The 17,706-nt window shown below is 60.4% G+C and carries 15 protein-coding genes and 1 riboswitch; of the genes, 6 read left to right on the plus strand and 9 right to left on the minus strand.

The features are described 5' to 3' along the window. Positions 1-86 precede the first annotated feature (86 nt). Entirely contained in the window at positions 87-962 is an 876-nt protein-coding gene (locus FHT78_RS08230; RefSeq protein ID WP_183742422.1) for an AraC family transcriptional regulator, read from the minus strand. Between the two features lie 214 nt (positions 963-1,176). Here FHT78_RS08230 and FHT78_RS08235 point away from each other — a divergent pair, with 214 nt between their 5' ends. The 6 genes from FHT78_RS08235 to FHT78_RS08260 all read left to right on the plus strand — a co-directional run bounded on the left by FHT78_RS08235 (position 1,177) and on the right by FHT78_RS08260 (position 10,182). Beyond that, positions 1,177-2,643 carry an alpha-glucosidase/alpha-galactosidase gene (locus FHT78_RS08235; RefSeq protein ID WP_183742424.1) on the plus strand — a complete coding sequence of 489 codons (1,467 nt, stop codon included), beginning with the start codon at positions 1,177-1,179 and terminating at the stop codon, positions 2,641-2,643. 125 nt (positions 2,644-2,768) lie between these two features. Then, on the plus strand, positions 2,769-4,856 hold the full coding sequence (locus FHT78_RS08240; protein ID WP_183742426.1) for an ABC transporter substrate-binding protein: 2,088 nt from the start codon (positions 2,769-2,771) through the stop codon (positions 4,854-4,856). Positions 4,857-4,974: 118 nt separating this feature from the next. Then, a complete protein-coding gene (locus tag FHT78_RS08245) occupies positions 4,975-5,982 on the plus strand; it encodes an ABC transporter permease (RefSeq protein ID WP_183742428.1) in 1,008 nt (335 codons plus the stop codon). A 1-nt stretch (position 5,983) separates the two neighbouring features. Beyond that, the gene (locus FHT78_RS08250) at positions 5,984-7,117 is read left to right on the plus strand and encodes an ABC transporter permease (protein WP_183742430.1); all 1,134 of its coding nucleotides are present in this window, start codon (positions 5,984-5,986) and stop codon (positions 7,115-7,117) included. Between the two features lie 10 nt (positions 7,118-7,127). Then, the gene (locus FHT78_RS08255) at positions 7,128-8,795 is read left to right on the plus strand and encodes an ABC transporter ATP-binding protein (protein ID WP_183742432.1); all 1,668 of its coding nucleotides are present in this window, start codon (positions 7,128-7,130) and stop codon (positions 8,793-8,795) included. Between the two features lie 22 nt (positions 8,796-8,817). Continuing rightward, positions 8,818-10,182, plus strand: coding sequence for an alpha-glucosidase/alpha-galactosidase (locus FHT78_RS08260; protein ID WP_183742434.1), 1,365 nt, complete (start codon positions 8,818-8,820; stop codon positions 10,180-10,182). Positions 10,183-10,236: 54 nt separating this feature from the next. Here the strand turns inward: FHT78_RS08260 and FHT78_RS08265 are convergent, their stop codons facing one another. The 8 genes from FHT78_RS08265 to FHT78_RS08300 all read right to left on the minus strand — a co-directional run bounded on the left by FHT78_RS08265 (position 10,237) and on the right by FHT78_RS08300 (position 17,614). Then, positions 10,237-10,731 carry an RES domain-containing protein gene (locus FHT78_RS08265; protein WP_183742436.1) on the minus strand — a complete coding sequence of 165 codons (495 nt, stop codon included), beginning with the start codon at positions 10,729-10,731 and terminating at the stop codon, positions 10,237-10,239. A gap of 8 nt (positions 10,732-10,739) precedes the next feature. Then, complete coding sequence (locus FHT78_RS08270; RefSeq protein ID WP_183742438.1) at positions 10,740-11,090, minus strand: MbcA/ParS/Xre antitoxin family protein; 351 nt, start codon at positions 11,088-11,090, stop codon at positions 10,740-10,742. Positions 11,091-11,246: 156 nt separating this feature from the next. Further along, positions 11,247-12,398, minus strand: coding sequence for an alpha-hydroxy acid oxidase (locus tag FHT78_RS08275; protein ID WP_183742440.1), 1,152 nt, complete (start codon positions 12,396-12,398; stop codon positions 11,247-11,249). A 210-nt stretch (positions 12,399-12,608) separates the two neighbouring features. Then, entirely contained in the window at positions 12,609-13,289 is a 681-nt protein-coding gene (locus FHT78_RS08280; RefSeq protein ID WP_183742442.1) for a hypothetical protein, read from the minus strand. Between the two features lie 254 nt (positions 13,290-13,543). Then, complete coding sequence (gene thiD, locus FHT78_RS08285) at positions 13,544-14,356, minus strand: bifunctional hydroxymethylpyrimidine kinase/phosphomethylpyrimidine kinase (RefSeq protein ID WP_183742444.1); 813 nt, start codon at positions 14,354-14,356, stop codon at positions 13,544-13,546. Next, entirely contained in the window at positions 14,353-14,988 is a 636-nt protein-coding gene (gene thiE / locus FHT78_RS08290) for a thiamine phosphate synthase (protein ID WP_183742446.1), read from the minus strand. The genes thiD and thiE overlap by 4 nt, the downstream gene beginning before the upstream one ends. Further along, complete coding sequence (thiM, locus tag FHT78_RS08295; protein ID WP_183742448.1) at positions 14,985-15,785, minus strand: hydroxyethylthiazole kinase; 801 nt, start codon at positions 15,783-15,785, stop codon at positions 14,985-14,987. Before thiM ends, thiE begins: the two co-directional genes overlap by 4 nt. A gap of 51 nt (positions 15,786-15,836) precedes the next feature. Continuing rightward, positions 15,837-15,935: riboswitch (TPP riboswitch) on the minus strand. A gap of 155 nt (positions 15,936-16,090) precedes the next feature. Beyond that, on the minus strand, positions 16,091-17,614 hold the full coding sequence (locus FHT78_RS08300) for an aldehyde dehydrogenase (NADP(+)) (protein ID WP_183742450.1): 1,524 nt from the start codon (positions 17,612-17,614) through the stop codon (positions 16,091-16,093). Positions 17,615-17,706 lie beyond the last annotated feature (92 nt).

Genomic DNA, 17,706 nt, shown 5'->3' on the forward strand with positions numbered 1-17,706 from the left:
ATTAGGCACCTCTGATTAACAATCCCCAAATGCTTTGCCGAAATCGGCTTTTACCGCTCGCGCGAGACGCTTCGTTCCAATCAAACCTACCGACTGCGGCCGATGCTCGCATACATGCCGGTCGTGCGAAATTCGGTCGGCGTGATGCCATAAACGCGCCGGAAGACCTTGGCAAAATAGTTTGCGTCTTCGAAGCCGCACATGATCGAGACTTCCTTGACCGGCAGGAAATCTGCCTTGGTCAATAGCTTTGCGGCGCGCTGCAAACGCTGCTGCAGCACATATTCGGCCGGCGGGATACCTTCGCTTTCGGCAAAGCTGCGGGAGAAGTGTGCGCGGCTAAGGCCGACGATCGCTGCGAGTTCGCTGACCGGCAGCGATTTTTCCAGATTGGCATTGATATGATCGATCACCGGCTGCATGGCGCTCTGCTCGGCCGCGAATGCGGAAGAGCCGAAAATATCGTCGTAAAGCGCCATCGCTGCCTCATAGGCAATCGCCGAGGCCGCGCCCGGCGTATTTGCGCCTTTGACGAGACGCAGGCTGCAATCGGCCAGATGGTCGATGGTCGATTGCTGCAGTTTGAGGACCGGACCGGCGAGCGCCAGCACCATCTTGTGGATGCGCAGCGTCTCCTCGCCATTCATGGAAATCCAGAAATATTCCCAGCGCTCGCCTTTTTCCAGCCAGTAGCGATGATTGTGCGGGACGAGCACCATCATCGTGTCGCCGCTCTGGAGCTTGTAATTGCGATTCTGATAGCGCAAGCGGCCGGTGCCGCTGATCGTATGCTGCAGCACCGTGAAGGGCGTCAGACCGCGCTTTCTGCCGTCCCAATCATAGGTCTCGTTTTCACGAACCTCGTAACCAGCGCTTGTGGGCATGGCATGCAGACGCTGGCGTCCGCGCGGCAGCGAAACGGTTCTCATCGATTGGCCGTTGGCGATCAAATCATGCAGCACAAAATTACCCTCGAAAGCATAATCCTTCTCTGGCTGCTCCTGCGAATATGCGCATAATCCCCTCTCACAAGAGGAAGAGATCGCGGTCGAAAGAACGGCCGGGAGGAATACAGGCACTATTTCCCGGTATTTTCAGACGATGTGCGAAAGCATGCCGCCTAATCCTCCTATGCCGTCTTTTTACCTAGCATTTGATCGGATCGAGGTGAAGGATATGAGTTTCAAAATCGCTATTATCGGTGCGGGCAGCGTCGGCTTCACCAAGAAGCTGTTCACGGACATTCTCTGCGTGCCGGAATTCAAAGACATCGAATTCGCTCTGACCGACATCAGCGAACATAACCTCCAGATGATCAAGGCGATCCTCGACAAGATCGTCGAGGCAAACAAGCTGCCGACCAAGGTGACGGCCACGACAGATCGTCGCAAGGCGTTGGAAGGCGCACGGTATGTCATCAGCTGCGTGCGCGTCGGTGGTCTGGAAGCCTATGCGGACGACATCAGAATTCCCCTGAAATACGGCATCGACCAGTGCGTCGGCGATACGATCTGCGCCGGCGGCATTCTCTACGGCCAGCGCAATATTCCGGTCATTCTCGATTTCTGCAAGGACATCCGCGAGGTTGCGGCACCGGGCGCGAAGTTCCTGAATTATGCCAACCCGATGGCGATGAACACCTGGGCGGCCATCGAATATGGCAAGGTCGATACGGTCGGCCTCTGCCACGGGGTCCAGCACGGCGCCGAACAGATCGCCGAAGTGCTCGGAGCCAACTCACCGGGCGAACTGGACTACATCTGCTCCGGCATCAACCACCAGACCTGGTTTGTCGATCTGCGCCTTAACGGCCGAAAGATCGGCAAGGATGAGCTGGTCGCTGCCTTCGAGGCGCACCCGGTCTATTCGCAGCAGGAGAAACTGCGCATCGATGTCTTGAAGCGCTTCGGCGTCTATTCGACGGAAAGCAACGGTCATCTCTCCGAATACTTGCCCTGGTATCGCAAGCGACCGGACGAAATCACCCGCTGGATCGATATGTCGGACTGGATCCATGGCGAAACCGGCGGTTATCTGCGTCACTCGACGGAGACCCGCAACTGGTTCGAGACGGAATTCCCGCAATTCCTCGCCTCGGCCGAAAAACCAATCGATCCGGCCAAGCGCTCCAACGAACATGCGAGCCATATCCTGGAGGCGCTGGAGACTGGCCGGGTCTATCGCGGTCATTTCAACGTCAAGAACACCGGCGTCATCACCAACCTGCCGTCCGATGCCATCATCGAGTCGCCCGGCTTCGTCGATCGCTTCGGCATCAACATGGTCTCCGGCATTACCATTCCGGAAGCCTGTGCTGCGACTTGCATCTCGTCGATCAATGTCCAGCGCATGTCTGTGCATGCGGCTGTTACCGGCGATATCGATCTCCTGAAGCTCGCCGTCTTGCACGATCCGCTGGTCGGTGCCGTCTCGACGCCGGAAGAGGTCTGGCAGATGGTCGACGAAATGGTCGTTGCCCAGGCCCGTTGGCTGCCGCAATATGCTGATGCCGTCCCTGCCGCCAAGGAGAGGCTGGCAAATTCCAAGGTAAAGACGCGGGAGTGGGAAGGGGCTGCGCGCCGCCATGTCCGCTCGATCGAGGAGCTTCGCGTCGAAAAGGCGGCGCTGAAGCAGGCCGTCTAAATCAGGGTGAGGGAGGCTGCGGCGGCTCTTCGGGAGGAAGGCCACCGGTATACAGGCTTCCTTCATCGTCGTTTGAGGAGAAGCGGAGACGCATGCAAGCGCTCCGGAACAAAGAGGGAGAGACGATGAGGAATTTCCGTAAGATCGGCATCCTGGCCGGACTGGCGCTTGGCGTTTCAGTCGCGGCCCTGAATGCCTACGCGTCCGAGCCGACGGTACCGCCGGCACCGCCGGCTTTCCCGGCGGAAGGCAAGATCAAATATGTGTCGCGTGACTCCATCCTGGAGTTCAAGGCGCTGCCCGAATATCACGAGCCGGACTGGGTGACGAAGAATTTCGTCGATAGCGGCAAGCTGCCGGCGGTCAAGGATCGCCTGCCCAAGGAACCAATGGTCTTCAAGACCGAGAACATGCCTGACGGTCCCGGCGTCTATGGCGACGTGATGCGCCATGTCATTGGCGGCCGGCCGGAAGGCTGGAACTACGGCGCCGGCCAGACGCAGGGCTGGGGCGGCATCGATATCGGCCTCTCCGAATGCCTGACGCGCACGGCACCGCTCTTCCAGGTGGAGGCTAAGGATACCGAGCCGTTGCCGAACCTTGCCAAGGGCTGGGAGTGGTCGCAGGATGGTCACAAGCTGACCATGCACCTGATCGAGGGTGCGAAGTGGTCCGACGGCGCGCCCTTCAATGCCGATGACCTCATGTTCTATTGGGAAGACGAAGTCATCGATCCGAACGTTTCGCCGCTCGGCGGCGGTGCGTCGCCGGAAGCCTTCGGCGAGGGAACGACACTCACGAAGATCGACGACTACACGGTCGAATGGACCTTCAAGGAGGCCTTCCCGAAGCAGTACCTCTATACGATGGCCTATCCGAACTTCTGCCCGGGTCCGTCGCATATTCTCAAACCCCAGCATCCGAAATATTCGAAGAACACCTACGACCAGTTCAAGAACGCCTTCCCGCCGGAATTCATGAACATGCCGGTCATGGGCGCCTGGGTGCCGGTCGAATACCGGCCTGACGATATCATCGTCATGCGCCGCAACCCCTATTACTGGAAGGTCGACGAGAAGGGCAATCAGCTGCCTTATCTGAACGAACTGCACTACAAGCTCTCGACCTGGGCCGACCGTGACGTGCAGGCCGTTGCCGGTTCTGCCGACTTCTCGAACCTCGAGCAGCCGGAAAACTTCGTGGCCTCGCTAAAGCGTGCGGCCGAAAAGACCGCTCCGGCGCGTCTCGCCTTCGGCCCGCGCCTCATCGGCTATAATCTGCGCATGAACCTGTCGGGCAATGGCTGGGGTGATCCCGACGCCCGCAGTCAGGCGATCCGCGAACTCGACCGCAACGAGGACTTCCGCAAGGCGATAACCATGGCGGTCGACCGCAAGGCGATCGGCGACTCCCTCGTCAAGGGACCGTTCACGGCAATTTATGCAGGCGGCCTTTCCTCCGGCACGAGCTTCTATGATCGCAACTCGACCGTCTACTATCCCTTCGATCTAAAGGGTGCCAAGGCGCTGCTCGCCAAGGTCGGCCTGAAGGATACTGACGGCGATGGCTTCGTGAACTTCCCGGCCGGAACAGCTGGCGGCAAGAATGTCGAGATCGTACTTCTCGTCAACAATGACTACACCACCGACAAGAGCCTTGCCGAAGGTGTCGTCGGCCAGATGGAGAAGCTCGGCATCAAGATCATCATCAATGCTCTTGATGGCCCCAAGCGGGATAACGCGCACTATGCCGGCCAGTTCGACTGGCTGATTCAGCGCAACACAACCGAGCTCGCCTCCGTGGTGCAGAACACCGAACAGCTTGCCGCTGTCGGCCCGCGTACCAGCTGGCACCACCGCGCCGGCAAGGATAATCAGCTCGACCTCCTGCCTTACGAAAAGGAGCTTGCCGACATCGTCAACAAGTTCCGCACGAGCCAGGACAATGACGAACGCGTGGCACTCATGAAGCAGTATCAGAAAACGGCGACCGAACACGTCGATACTGTCGGCCTGACCGAATACCCGGGCGCGCTGATCATCAACAAGCGTTTCTCGAACATTCCCGAGGGTACGCCGATCATGATGTTCAACTGGGCAGAGGATTCCATCATCCGCGAGCGTGTGTGGGTGGCCGCCGACAAGCAGGGCAAATACGAACTCTTCCCTCAACAGCTTCCCGGTAAGCCCGGGGACAAGGGCCCGATAAACTAAGAGCTCCCTCCCGAACGACAAGAGCTTCCGGTCGCGCGTGCTGCGCGCGGCCGGTCAGAATCAACAAGCCGGCCGCGCTGAGACGAGCGACTGGCGGCAAGGAGAAGCGAACCGTCTGATGTTACGATTCCTGCTCATGCGTATCGCCTCGGCGATCCCCGTCCTCTTCATCCTCAGCGTGGTGACCTTCGCCATCATCCAGGCGCCGCCAGGAGATTATGCCGATTACATCCGTTCGCAGTTGATCAATCAGGGCGGAGCTTCCTTCGCGCAGGCCGATGCCCAGGCTCAAGCCTATCGCGTCGAACATGGCCTCGATCAGCCGCTGGTCATCCAGTACGTCAACTGGATCACGGGAATCGTGACCAAAGGCGATTTCGGCTACAGCATGTTCTACAACAAGCCGGTTGCCGACGTGGTCGGCGAGCGTCTGCCGCGCACGCTGGCGCTGGCGCTGGTCTGCCACATTTTCGCGTCCATCCTCGGTATCAGCTTCGGCATTTGGGCGGCGACCCGCCAATATAGCTGGATCGACAGCCTGCTCTCCGGCATCTCTTTCCTTGGGATGACGGTGCCGCGCTTTCTTATGGCGCTGATCATCGTCTATCTGCTCGTCTTCCAGTTCAACGTGACTGAAATCGGCAGCTTCTTCTCGCCGCAATATGGCGGAGCGCCGTGGTCCTGGGCGAAATTTATGGATCTTGTGAGCCACGTCTGGCCGGTCGTCGCGATCGCCACTTTCGGCGGGCTCGCCTACAATATGCGCGTCATGCGCGGCAACTTGCTCGACACGCTGAATGCCCAATATGTCGAGACGGCGCGCGCCAAAGGGCTTTCGGGCGGCGCGGTTGTCATGCGCCACGCCGTTCCAAACGCGCTGCATCCGCTCGTCATGTATCAGGGCGTCGTGCTTCCCTACATGCTGACCGGCGAGATCGAGACGGCGATCATCTTCGCCCTGCCGACCGTCGGTCCGGCGATCGTCGGCTCGATGGCGATCGGTGACGTCTATGTCACCGCGACTTTCATGCTGGTGCTGTCGGCCACGCTCATCGTCGGCAATATCATCGCCGACATGCTGCTTGCCATGCTCGATCCACGGGTCCGTCAATATGGAGGAGCCTGATATGTTTGCCTTCGACTCTTCCACACCGCCGCCGCCGCACGAGGAAACTGTCAAGAATACCGGCCATGGCAATGAGAGCTATATGGCGCTGGTCTGGCGCCGGCTGCGACGCTCCTGGACCGGCATGATCGGCCTCATCCTCGTCGGGCTCCTGATCATCATGGCAATCTTTGCCGATTTCTTCGCGCCGATGGATCCGAAGGCGACCGATGTCGGCTTTGCGCCGCCACAGCTGATCAGCATTCACGACAAGGAAGGCAACCTCGTCTGGCCGCGCGTCTACGCGCTGGCGGATTCCGAAGAGCTTGATCCAGTCACTTTCCAGCCCGTGGTCGGCTTGGATTACGACAATCCGCGTCTGCTCGGCTTCTTCGTCAAGGGTTCGGACTATAATCTGCTCGGTCTCATCCCGGCCAATCGTCATTTCTTCGGCACGGTCGATGGCGAGCCGGTGCATTTCCTCGGTACCGACAAATTCGGCCGTGACGTGCTGTCACGCGCCATTATCGGCTCTCGCATCTCGCTGATGATTGCGCTGACGGTGGTCTTCATCGTCACCGTCGTTGGCACCACCGTCGGTATGGTGTCGGGTTATTATGGCGGCGCCTTCGATGTCTGGGTGCAGCGCTTCGTCGAGCTGGTGCTCGCCTTCCCGCAGCTGCCGCTTTATCTCGCGCTGACATCACTGATCCCGATCACAGCACCGACCAATGTCTTCCTCGCCTTTGTGATCTTCGTCATGTCGGCGCTTGGCTGGGCGCAAATGTCGCGCGAGGTGCGCGGCAAGACGCTGGCGCTGGCGCGTATCGAATATGTGCGGGCAGCAATGGCCGTTGGTGCCACCGACCGTCGCATCATCTTCCAGCATATTTTTCCGAATGTGATGAGCCACGTGATTGTCGCCGTCACCATCCACATTCCGAGCGTCGTGCTGCTCGAATCCTTCCTCGGCTTCCTCGGCTTTGCCGTAAAGCCGCCGCTGATCTCCTGGGGGCTGATGCTGCAGGATACGGCGAATTATTCCGTCATCGGAACCTATCCCTGGATTCTCTCGCCCGTCGCCTTCGTGCTGATTACCGTCTTCGCCTTCAATGCGCTAGGTGACGGTCTGCGCGATGCGGTCGACCCCTATTGAGGTGATGAAGATGGCTCTTGCTCTCGTCAGTTCCTTCGCCCCGCCTGTCCGTCATGATCACGACGGCCGCAAGGAAAGCCCTGTTATCGATGCGCGCAATATCGGCGTGAATTTCAAGGTCGAGCATGGCACCGTCGAAGCGGTGAAGGACATTTCCTTCCAGCTCTATCGCGGCGAAACGATCGCCATTGTCGGTGAATCCGGCTCCGGCAAGTCAGTGACGGCCCGTACCGTCATGGGGTTGTTGTCCAAGCGTGCTGTCATCTCGCCGCGCTCGAGCGTCGAATATGACGGCAACAATATCCTGAAATTCTCCGAGAAGGCCCGCCGCAGGCTGCGCGGCGACCGCATCTCGATGATTTTCCAGGAGCCGATGAGTTCGCTGAACCCGATCTACACGATCGGCAGCCAGATCGTCGAAGCGATCCGCGTCCACCGCAAAATGAGCCGCAAACAGGCCAATGCCAAAGCGCTGGAGCTTTTGAAGCAGGTACAGATCCCCGATCCGGAGGCGCGCCTGCTGCAGTATCCGCACCAGCTTTCGGGTGGCCAGCGCCAGCGCGTGATGATCGCGATGGCGCTTGCCAATGATCCCGATGTCCTGATTGCCGACGAACCGACGACGGCACTCGACGTGACCGTTCAGGCGCAGATCCTCAATCTCATCCGCAATCTGCAGACGGAATTGCGGATGGCAGTGATCCTGATCACCCATGACCTGACGGTCGTGCGCAAGTTCTCCGACTATGTCTATGTGATGCAGCATGGCGAGATGCGTGAGCACAATGTGACCGAGCAGCTTTTCGCCAATCCGCAGCATCCCTATACCAAGCATCTCCTAGCCTCCGAGCCGCGCGGCCAGGCCAACCCGCTGCCGGAAGGGTCGGATATCATTCTCGACGCCCGTGGCGTGCGCGTCTCCTTTATGCTGCGCCATGGTGGCTTCTTGAGGCCGGAACTGCGCGAATTGGTCGCCGTCGACAGTCTCAATCTGACACTGCGGCGACACGAAACGCTGGGGCTCGTCGGTGAATCCGGTTCGGGAAAAACCACCTTCGGCCAGGCTATTCTCAGGCTCAACGACACCAATAATGGGGAGATTTATTTCGACCGGCAGCCGATCCACGGCAAGTCACGGGCAGAGATGCGCCCCTTGCGCTCACGCATGCAAATCGTCTTCCAGGATCCGTTCTCCTCCCTCAATCCGCGCATGACGATCGGTCAGATCATCGAGGAGGGGCTAGTCGTCAACAAGCTCGGCGCCACCAAGGGCGAACGTCTGGACAGGGTCCGCGAGGCGTTGATTGCCGCCGGCATGCCGGGCAATATCCTGTCGCGCTTTCCGCATGAATTCTCCGGCGGCCAGCGCCAGCGCATCGCCATTGCAAGGGCGATAGCGCTGGAGCCGGAATTCATATTGCTTGACGAGCCGACCTCGGCTCTCGACCTGTCGGTCCAGGCGCAGATCATCGAATTGTTGCGCAAGCTGCAGGATGAGCGAGGCCTGAGCTACCTGTTCATTTCGCATGACCTCAAGGTCGTGCGCGCCCTCTGCCACCGTGTCATCGTCATGCAGCATGGCAAGATCATGGAAGAGGGACCCGTCAACGAAGTCCTTTCCAATCCCAAGACACCCTACACCGAACGGCTCGTCAAAGCCGCTTTCGAGGTAGCCTGATTTCAGAATGCCGGAGGTTCATATGGCAAATCCCAGAATAACGTTCATCGGAGCTGGCTCCACCGTTTTCATGAAGAATATCGTCGGCGATATCCTGCAGCGTCCGGCGCTGTCGGGGGCCACGATTGCGCTCATGGACATCAACCCGCAGCGGCTGGAAGAAAGCGCCATTGTCGTCAACAAGCTGATTTCGACGCTCGGCGTGAAGGCGAAGGCGGAAACCTATTCCGATCAGCGCAAGGCACTATCCGGCGCCGATTTCGTCGTCGTCGCCTTCCAGATCGGCGGCTACGAACCCTGCACCGTCACGGATTTCGAAGTGCCGAAGAAATATGGCCTGCGTCAGACGATTGCCGACACGCTCGGCGTCGGCGGCATCATGCGTGGCCTCAGAACCGTGCCGCATCTGTGGAAGATCTGCGAGGATATGCGCGCCGTCTGCCCCAATGCCATCATGCTGCAATATGTCAACCCGATGGCGATCAACACCTGGGCGATCGCGGAGAAATACCCTGACATCAAGCAGATCGGCCTCTGCCATTCCGTGCAGGGCACGGCGATGGAACTCGCTCACGATCTCGACATTCCCTATGACGAAATCCGCTACCGCTCGGCCGGCATCAACCACATGGCCTTCTACCTGAAGTTCGAGCATCGCCAGCCGGATGGTTCCTACAAGAACCTCTATCCCGATCTCGTGCGCGCCTATCGCGAAGGGCGTGCGCCGAAGCCCGGCTGGAACCCGCGCTGCCCCAACAAGGTGCGTTATGAGATGCTGACACGGCTTGGCTATTTCGTCACCGAAAGCTCGGAGCATTTCGCCGAATACACGCCTTACTTCATCAAGGAAGGCCGCGAAGACCTGATCGAGAAATTCGGCATTCCGCTCGACGAATATCCGAAGCGCTGCATCGAGCAGATCGCCCGTTGGAAGGGCCAGGCGGAAGCCTATCGTTCGGCCGACACGATCGAGGTCAATGAATCGAAGGAATATGCTTCCTCGATCATCAATTCGGTCTGGACCGGAGAGCCCTCGGTCATATACGGCAATGTCCGCAACAATGGCTGCATTACTTCTCTGCCGGCAAATTGTGCTGCGGAGGTACCCTGCCTCGTCGATGCCTCCGGCATCCAGCCGACCTATATTGGCGACCTGCCGCCGCAGCTGACCGCACTGATCCGCACCAACATCAATGTCCAGGAACTGACGGTCCAGGCGCTGATGACGGAAAATCCGGAACATATCTATCATGCTGCGATGATGGACCCGCACACAGCGGCCGAGCTCGATCTCGACCAGATCTGGTCGCTGGTCGACGACCTGCTTGCCAGCCACGGCGACTGGCTGCCGGAATGGGCGCGGCCGAACAAGGCGCGCGCCGCCTGAGGCACCGCTATGATCAGCGCCGGCGGATATGCTGGCGCTGATCGTGCCTGGTGGTCAGGACAATCTGCCTTCGTCATCAATCAGCGTCAGGCGGCAAGGAGCTGTGTCGCTCCATCGCCAGAGTACCAGGTTGAGATCATCATTTCTGGCGGCCGGAGCAAAACTTCTGACCAGGAGGCCGTGATAGCCGTCGGACGCAAGCTTGCGCGCAAAGGCCTGTGTTTTGGCTTCTCCGCGTGCCTTCATTTCATCACGCCAGCTGGCCGCGGCTATCGCAGCGCCATCTATTTCCTGCTCCTCAAGGGCGATTTCGTCCCTGCTGTCGAAGATGTGCTCGACATCAGCTTCGTAACCGACGAGCGTTGTCGGCTGCAGGCTGCCCACCTGATTGGCTTCCCGGAGCGCAGTCAGAACGGACAGGGACATATAGAGCGCCGGCATTCCCTTGGGATTGAACCGACCGCCATAGAGTTCGGCACCGCGCCCAGAGAGCGGCTCGCGCGCGTAGACAGGGTTTAGCGCTCGATAGAGCTTTCCTTTGTAGTGCATGGCCGGGGTTAGGCGTGAACGCCGGCATCGATCGCGTCGATATAGTCAAGAACGTCGTCCGCCCGCCCGTCGCGAACCAGCTGCATGGCGGTCTGGCCCGAAAAGCCTGACAGAGGCTCGGAGCGATACCAAGCATAGGCCATCAGCGTCGAGCCGAAGCGAGGTTCGACCTTGTTGACGACTTCGATCATTTCGCGGAGGCGCCGTTGCGTCTTGTCGGAGCGGAGCCGGTCCTTGCGCTGGATCGCGTCTTTGCCAAGCCCGGCGGTGCGGGCGATCTCTTCGCTGGTCGTGCGGAAGGCATCGGCAATTTTGCGCGGCGCAAACAGACCGTCATCTGCATATTGTGCGAGGCCCATCTTTCATCTCCATGCCGTATATACTGACGTTATATAGCGTCAGAACGAGCGGCATTCAATGGCGAAGTTTACCGGTGGTCGCCACTGATTATCTTGGCCGCCTTGAGCGGTCGCCATGGCGGCCAAGGAACGGCACCGCGTCATTCTCGATGAAGATCAAGAGGCGCGGAAACGCAGATTGCCGGCCGAAAGCTCGCTGACCGAGGCGCAGCCCATCAACTTCATGCCGCGCTCGATTTCGGTTCGCATTTGCAGCAGCGCCCGTTCGACGCCTGCCTGGCCAGCTGCCGCAAGCGGGAACAGATAGTAGCGCCCGACGCCGACGGCCTTGGCGCCAAGCGATAGGGCCTTCAGCACATGGGTACCGCGCTGGATGCCGCCATCGACCATCACATCGATCCGATCGCCGACAGCCTCGACGATTTCCGCAAGCTGGTCGAAGCCGCTGCGCGAACCGTCGAGCTGACGCCCGCCGTGGTTGGAAAGCACGATGCCGGTACAGCCGATATCGATGGCGCGCTTGGCATCCTCGACCGTCATGACGCCCTTTAGGCAGAACTGCCCGCCCCAGGTCTTCACCATGTCGGCAACGTCGTCCCAGTTCATGGCGGGATCAAGCATTTCAGTGAAATAGCGGCTGATCGACATCGTGCCGCTGCCCATGTCGACGTGGCTGTCGAGCTGCGGCAGGCGGAATTTCTCGTGCGTGAAATAATTGATGGCCCAGGCGGGTTTGACGGCAAACTGCGCCATGCCCGACAGATTGAGCTTGAAGGGAATGGCAAAGCCGGTGCGCTTGTCGCGCTCGCGGTTGCCGCCCGTAATGCTGTCGACGGTCAGCATCATCACCTGCACGCCAGCCTGCTTGGCTCTCGCCATCATTTCGTTGTTAAGGCCGCGATCCCGGTGGAAATAGAACTGGTAGACCTGCGGTCCGCTGCTGATCTTACGCGCCTCTTCCAGGCTGATCGTGCCGAGCGACGACACGCCGAACATCGTGCCGAGTTTACCGGCGGCATGCGCGACCGCGCGTTCTCCCTCGTGGTGAAAGAGCCGTTGCAGGGCCGTCGGCGAGCAATAGACCGGCATGGCGAGTTTCTGGCCCATGACGGTGACCGACATGTCGACTTCGCTGACGCCGCGCAGCACGCTCGGCAGAAGATCGCAACTCTCGAAAGCAGATGTATTGCGCCTGTAGGTAACCTCATCGTCCGCCGCGCCGTCGATATAATTGAAGATCGGCCCGGGAAGGCGTTGCTTGGCAAGACGGCGGAAGTCATGGAAATTATGGCAGTCTGAAAGGCGCATACTCGTATCCAATCGAGGGCTGGCATGAAATGCCTCCAGCCGATGAGCGGCCGCGAGACCTCCTCGTCTTCGCGATCCATGACCTATGGGATACGATTATTATCGCATCAATCTCAAGCTCTCTTGAGTGCGCTTCCGTCGCCTTGTGAGAGAAAGGCGCAATTTATTGCCCAGCGGCCACGCGAGATGACGTGCCTTCCGGACGTCGGATCAGCGGGTGGGCTTCATAGCGAGCCAGATGACATGCCGTGCACCGCCGCGCTTGCCGTTGGCGCGGGTGTTGATCGCCTCGACAGCAAAGCCGCTCTCCTTCAGCCGGCGGGTGAAGGATGGATGAGGCCCCGAGGACCAGACGGCAAGCACGCCGCCGGGGCGGAGCGCCTCGCGAGCGGATTTCAGCCCGGCATAGTCATAGAGCCGGTCATTGGACTTGCGGGTCAGGCCGTCGGGGCCATTATCAACGTCGAGAAGGATCGCATCGTAAGCGGCCTTTCCGGCGCGGATCGCCTCGCCGACATCACCCTGATGGATCGACACGCGCGGATCGTCGAGACAGCCCTTGAACACCTCCGTCATCGGTCCGCGTGCCCAGGCAACAACTTGCGGGATCAGTTCGGCGACGACAACACCGGCATCCTCGGGCAAGACCGCAAGGGCAGCCCGCAGGGTGAAACCCATGCCAAGCCCGCCGATCAGGATCTTCGGCTTCGGGTGCGATTTGATCCGCTCGAAGGACAGGGTGGCGAGTGCTTCTTCCGAGCCGCTGAGGCGGCTGTTCATCAGCTCATTGGTGCCGAGCATGATCGAAAATTCGGATCCGCGCTGCTTCAGCCGCAATTGCCCGCCTTCGCCGGGAATGGTCGCGGAATCGAGCTGGATCCAGGGAAGCATGGCAGTTTCGTCTCGCTGAAGGGGACCGTCCCCTAGCATAGGGCTACGGTCGAAGCCAGCAAGGCTTAGATCATGCGCATGAAATGGTCGCGCTCGTATTTCGTGACACCCTCCTGCGACACGATGGAGCAGTGGCGGATATCTTCGACTGCGGCTGCAGGCGCATTCGCGAATCGTTGAAGCACACATTGGATCCGCACTGCAACGGCCCGGTTTGACCAGGCCGTCTCACAATGCTCGAAATGTGATTCGGCTTAAATACTGGCGTCTTTCCACAGGCTATGAAAATGATGGACAGGTCCATGGCCGGAACCGACTGTCAGTTCGCCTGCGGCAGCGACTGCCTGCGCAAGATAGGCTTTGGCGGTTGCCACGGCCATTTGCGGCAATGCGCCTTTTGCAAGCTCGGCGGCCAACGCGCTGGAGAGGGTGCAGCCCGTGCCGTGTGTATTTTTGGTCGGGATGCGTTTCGCCTCGAACCAGTGCAGGCCAGAGGCCGTCGACAGCACGTCGGGGCTTTCGACACTGCCGAGATGGCCGCCCTTGACCAGCACCGCGGCGGGTCCGAGGGTACGCAGGCGTTCGGCCTGCGACGCCATCTGCTCGCGGCTTTCGGCAACCTCTTCGTGCAGCAACGCGGCGGCTTCCGGCAGGTTTGGGGTCAGCAGCGTGGCGAGCGGCAACAGCTGCCGCGTCAGCGCATCGACGGCCTGCGGGTCGAGGAGCGTCGCCCCACCCTTGGCGATCATGACAGGATCGACGACAATGGGAATACCGCGGTGAGGCGTCAGCGCCTCGGCAACCGCTTCGGCAATGCCGGCATTGGCGATCATGCCGATCTTGACCGCATCGACGCGTACATCGGCGAAGACCGCTTTTATCTGCTGGGCGACGAAGTGCGGCGGCACGAGATGCACGCCGGTCACACCCTGCGTGTTCTGCGCCGTCAGTGCCGTCAGCGCCGCCATGCCATAGACGCCGCGCGCCGAGAAAGCCTTGAGATCGGCCTGGATGCCGGCCCCTCCGGAGGGATCGGAACCGGCGATGGACAGGACGTTACGGATCATTGGCGGACCTTTCGGATTTCCTCGGCAATGCGAACTGTCGCGGCCTTCGGGTCGGGTGTGCCGCAGATCGCCGAGACGACAGCAAGCCCATCGGCTCCTGCCGCAAAGACGGAACCGGCGTGTTCGCTCTTCAGGCCTCCGATCGCAACCGTTGGAACGGGCGCAGCCTTTACAAGTCTCGCCAACCCATCGAAACCGATCGGCTGCTTATGGTCGGTCTTTGTAGGCGTCGCAAATACCGGCCCGATCCCGGCATAATCGACAATTCCAGCGTCGATTGCCGCAGCCAGCGCCTCAGTCTCAACAGAGAGACCCAGGATCATGTCCGGGCCGATCATCGCACGTGCGGCGGCAGGTCCCATATCGTCCTGACCGATATGCAGCCCATCGGCGCTGATTGCAATGGCCGCTTCCACGTCATCGTTGATAACAAGCAGGGCGCCCGTATCCTTCAGGATCTCCTTGAGCGCCAGGCCGGTCTCGATCATCCTTGCCGTTCCGCCACGCTTGTCGCGAAGCTGCACCATTGTTGCACCGCCGGCGACGGCGAGCCGCGCCGTCTCGATCATGCCGATTCCGGCGCAGAGATCGGGGTCGAGAACCAGATAGAGGGAAAGATCGAAGCGTTTCATGCAGCGATGATCCTGATTTTTGCATCGAGCTTTGCTTCATCAAGCGCGGCAAGCTGATCGAGGAAACGCCAGGAGAAAGAGCCGGGGCCATCCGCATTTTTCGCGGCTTCTTCACCGGCGACCGAAAACGTGGCAAGTGCGGCGACAGCAGCCGCGAAGGGGTCGGCGGGAACGGTGGCGGCGAAGGCGCCCGTCAGGCAGGTCAGGGAGCAGCCGAGCGCAGTCACCTGTGGCATCAGTGCCGATCCGCCCTCGATGCGCAGCGCTTGTGCGCCATCCGTCACGAAATCCACCACACCGGTGACTGCGACGACCGCGCCATGCCGTTCGGAAAGGAGCCGCGCGGAAGCTTCAGCCTGCTCAACCGGGTCACGGCTGTCGACACCTTGGCCACGGCTCTCACCACCGGCAAGCGCGATGATCTCTGAAGCATTGCCGCGGATGATCGTCGGACGGAGCGCCAGCAGATCGGCGACTGCCTTGCGGCGGAAGGACGTCGCATAATGGGCGACCGGATCGAGGACCCAAGGTTTGCCGCTCGCGTTTGCAGCCCTTGCCGCCGCATGCATGCCGTCGATCCATTGGGTGGAGAGCGTGCCGATATTGACGGTCAAAGCGCCGGCGATTGCGGCAAACTCGCCCGCTTCCTCGGCAGAGTGGACCATGGCAGGCGATGCACCCGCCGCAAGCACCACATTGGCAGCGATGTTCATGGCCACATAATTGGTGATGCACTGCACGAGCGGCGGCTTGGTGCGCATCGCCGTCAACAAAGCTCCGGGTGTCTTGTTCTCCATAGTACCCCTTTCGGGCGGGGCAGGCGCGGGAACGATCGTGCAACGAAGCAGACTGCGACCCGAGCGACTCCCTCCGCCGGCATTATCCGGTTCAGGTTCGAAGGGTGCTTCTCAGCCAGTTCTTGCGAACAGGCGCCCCTGTCTCTCAACGGCACTCTTTCTTGCAGAGAATGGTGCCGATGTCACCGGCAAAATGACGATTTTGAGACTGAGGTTTTGCAAATGCGCACCACGGGCCGCCCGAGCGCCCGTGGTGCAATTTCAAATGCCGGTTTTTCGGATTAGGGTCCGGCTGCTCTACTCGATCAACGCAGCGGCGCCGGAAGCAGGTTTGTCGTAAAGTCCTGATACGAGACCGGACGCAGGAACCTGTAGATGGCGAGCGTTCCGACGGAGGTCGATCTGCCATCGGCCGTTGCCGGGTAGGGGCCGCCGTGCACCATGGCGGGCGATACTTCCACGCCGGTTCCGAAGCCGTTCACGAGCAGGCGTCCGGCAAGCATTTCCAGCTTGGGAACGAGGCGCTTTGCGTCCTGTTCGTCTTCGCTCGTAATGTGCAAGGCAACGGTCAGCTGGCCTTCGAGGCCGTCGAGGACGCGCTCGAGTTCGGCGAGATCACGGCAGCGCACGATAAGGCCGGCTGCACCGAAAACCTCGTCCTGCAGCTCATGATGTGCAAGGAATGCCGCGGCCGTCGTTTCGAAGAGAGCGGCCGTGCCTTCGAATTCGCTGCCGGGCTTGCCATTGGCGACGAGCCGGACTTCGGGATGCTTTTCCAGCCGGGCAACGCCATCACAGAATGCCTTGGCGATGGAGCCTGTCAGCATCGTCTGGGCTCCGACATCGGGCAGAAGCTCCCGCGCCTTGGCAATGAAAGTGTCCAGGCCTTCGCTATCGATGGCAAGAATGAGGCCGGGATTGGTGCAGAACTGTCCGGCGCCGAGGACAAGCGAGCTCACGAATGCCGTTGCGATCTCAGCTGCGCGGGTTTTCAGCGCGTTCGGGAAGAAGATGACCGGGTTGATGCTGCTCATCTCGGCATAGACCGGGATCGGTTGCTTGCGCTCGGAAGAGATCTTCATCAGCGCGGTTCCGCCGCGGCGCGAACCGGTGAAGCCGACGGCGCGGATTCTGGCATCGGCCACCAGCTTCTGTCCGACCTCGAAGCCGGTATCGAAGAGAAGCGCAAACGTGCCGGCATGCAGGCCAGCCTTGGCAACCGCGCGCTGTACGGCGCGGCCGACCAGTTCCGACGTGCCCGGATGAGCGGAATGCGCCTTGACGACGACGGGGCATCCTGCCGCGAGAGCAGACGCCGTATCACCGCCGGCGACCGAGAAGGCGAGCGGAAAGTTCGATGCGCCGAAAACCGCGACCGGGCCGAGGGGAACGTTGCGCAGGCGAAGATCGGGCTTCGGAACCGGCTTGCGGGAGGGATCGGCGCCATCGAAACGAAGCTCCTGGAACCGGCCTTCGCGAACCTCTTTCGCAAATAGCCGTAGCTGTCCTGTCGTGCGAGCGCGTTCGCCCTCAAGACGCCCGCGGGGAAGTCCGGTTTCCGCCATTGCCCGCACGATCAGCTCGTCGCCGATAGCCTCGATCTCGCTGGCAATGGTTTCAAGAAAGGCAGCCCGTGTTTCCAGATCGGTTTCGCGGTAGGAGGCGAAGGCCTCCCATGCAAGCCTCGTCGCCTCTTCGACGTCTTCGGCGGAGGCGCCACCGAAAGAGACGGGCAGCGCCATCCCCGTGGCTGCTTCGACACCGTAGAGCTCGCCACGCGTGCCGCGCTTTTCCGATCCCGCGACGAGCAGGCTTCCATTGATAGTCATGACGGATTTCCTTTCAAACAGACTCGAGTGACGTATATAGGCGTTCGTCTTCTCAATTTCACGACATCTTTCCCGATATCGCATCGAGGACG

The organism is Rhizobium sp. BK196, assembly GCF_014193255.1.
Classification (GTDB): domain Bacteria; phylum Pseudomonadota; class Alphaproteobacteria; order Rhizobiales; family Rhizobiaceae; genus Rhizobium.

Excerpts from the sequence above, each read along its gene's own strand:
- FHT78_RS08235 (WP_183742424.1), top strand. The coding sequence starts at position 1,177 with ATGAGTTTCAAAATCGCTATTATCGGTGCGGGCAGCGTCGGCTTCACC.
- FHT78_RS08240 (WP_183742426.1), top strand. The coding sequence starts at position 2,769 with ATGAGGAATTTCCGTAAGATCGGCATCCTGGCCGGACTGGCGCTTGGC.
- FHT78_RS08245 (WP_183742428.1), top strand. The coding sequence starts at position 4,975 with ATGTTACGATTCCTGCTCATGCGTATCGCCTCGGCGATCCCCGTCCTC.
- FHT78_RS08250 (WP_183742430.1), top strand. The coding sequence starts at position 5,984 with ATGTTTGCCTTCGACTCTTCCACACCGCCGCCGCCGCACGAGGAAACT.
- FHT78_RS08255 (WP_183742432.1), top strand. The coding sequence starts at position 7,128 with ATGGCTCTTGCTCTCGTCAGTTCCTTCGCCCCGCCTGTCCGTCATGAT.
- FHT78_RS08260 (WP_183742434.1), top strand. The coding sequence starts at position 8,818 with ATGGCAAATCCCAGAATAACGTTCATCGGAGCTGGCTCCACCGTTTTC.
- FHT78_RS08265 (WP_183742436.1), bottom strand. The coding sequence starts at position 10,731 with ATGCACTACAAAGGAAAGCTCTATCGAGCGCTAAACCCTGTCTACGCG.
- FHT78_RS08270 (WP_183742438.1), bottom strand. The coding sequence starts at position 11,090 with ATGGGCCTCGCACAATATGCAGATGACGGTCTGTTTGCGCCGCGCAAA.
- FHT78_RS08275 (WP_183742440.1), bottom strand. The coding sequence starts at position 12,398 with ATGCGCCTTTCAGACTGCCATAATTTCCATGACTTCCGCCGTCTTGCC.
- FHT78_RS08280 (WP_183742442.1), bottom strand. The coding sequence starts at position 13,289 with ATGCTTCCCTGGATCCAGCTCGATTCCGCGACCATTCCCGGCGAAGGC.
- thiD (WP_183742444.1), bottom strand. The coding sequence starts at position 14,356 with ATGATCCGTAACGTCCTGTCCATCGCCGGTTCCGATCCCTCCGGAGGG.
- thiE (WP_183742446.1), bottom strand. The coding sequence starts at position 14,988 with ATGAAACGCTTCGATCTTTCCCTCTATCTGGTTCTCGACCCCGATCTC.
- thiM (WP_183742448.1), bottom strand. The coding sequence starts at position 15,785 with ATGGAGAACAAGACACCCGGAGCTTTGTTGACGGCGATGCGCACCAAG.
- FHT78_RS08300 (WP_183742450.1), bottom strand. The coding sequence starts at position 17,614 with ATGACTATCAATGGAAGCCTGCTCGTCGCGGGATCGGAAAAGCGCGGC.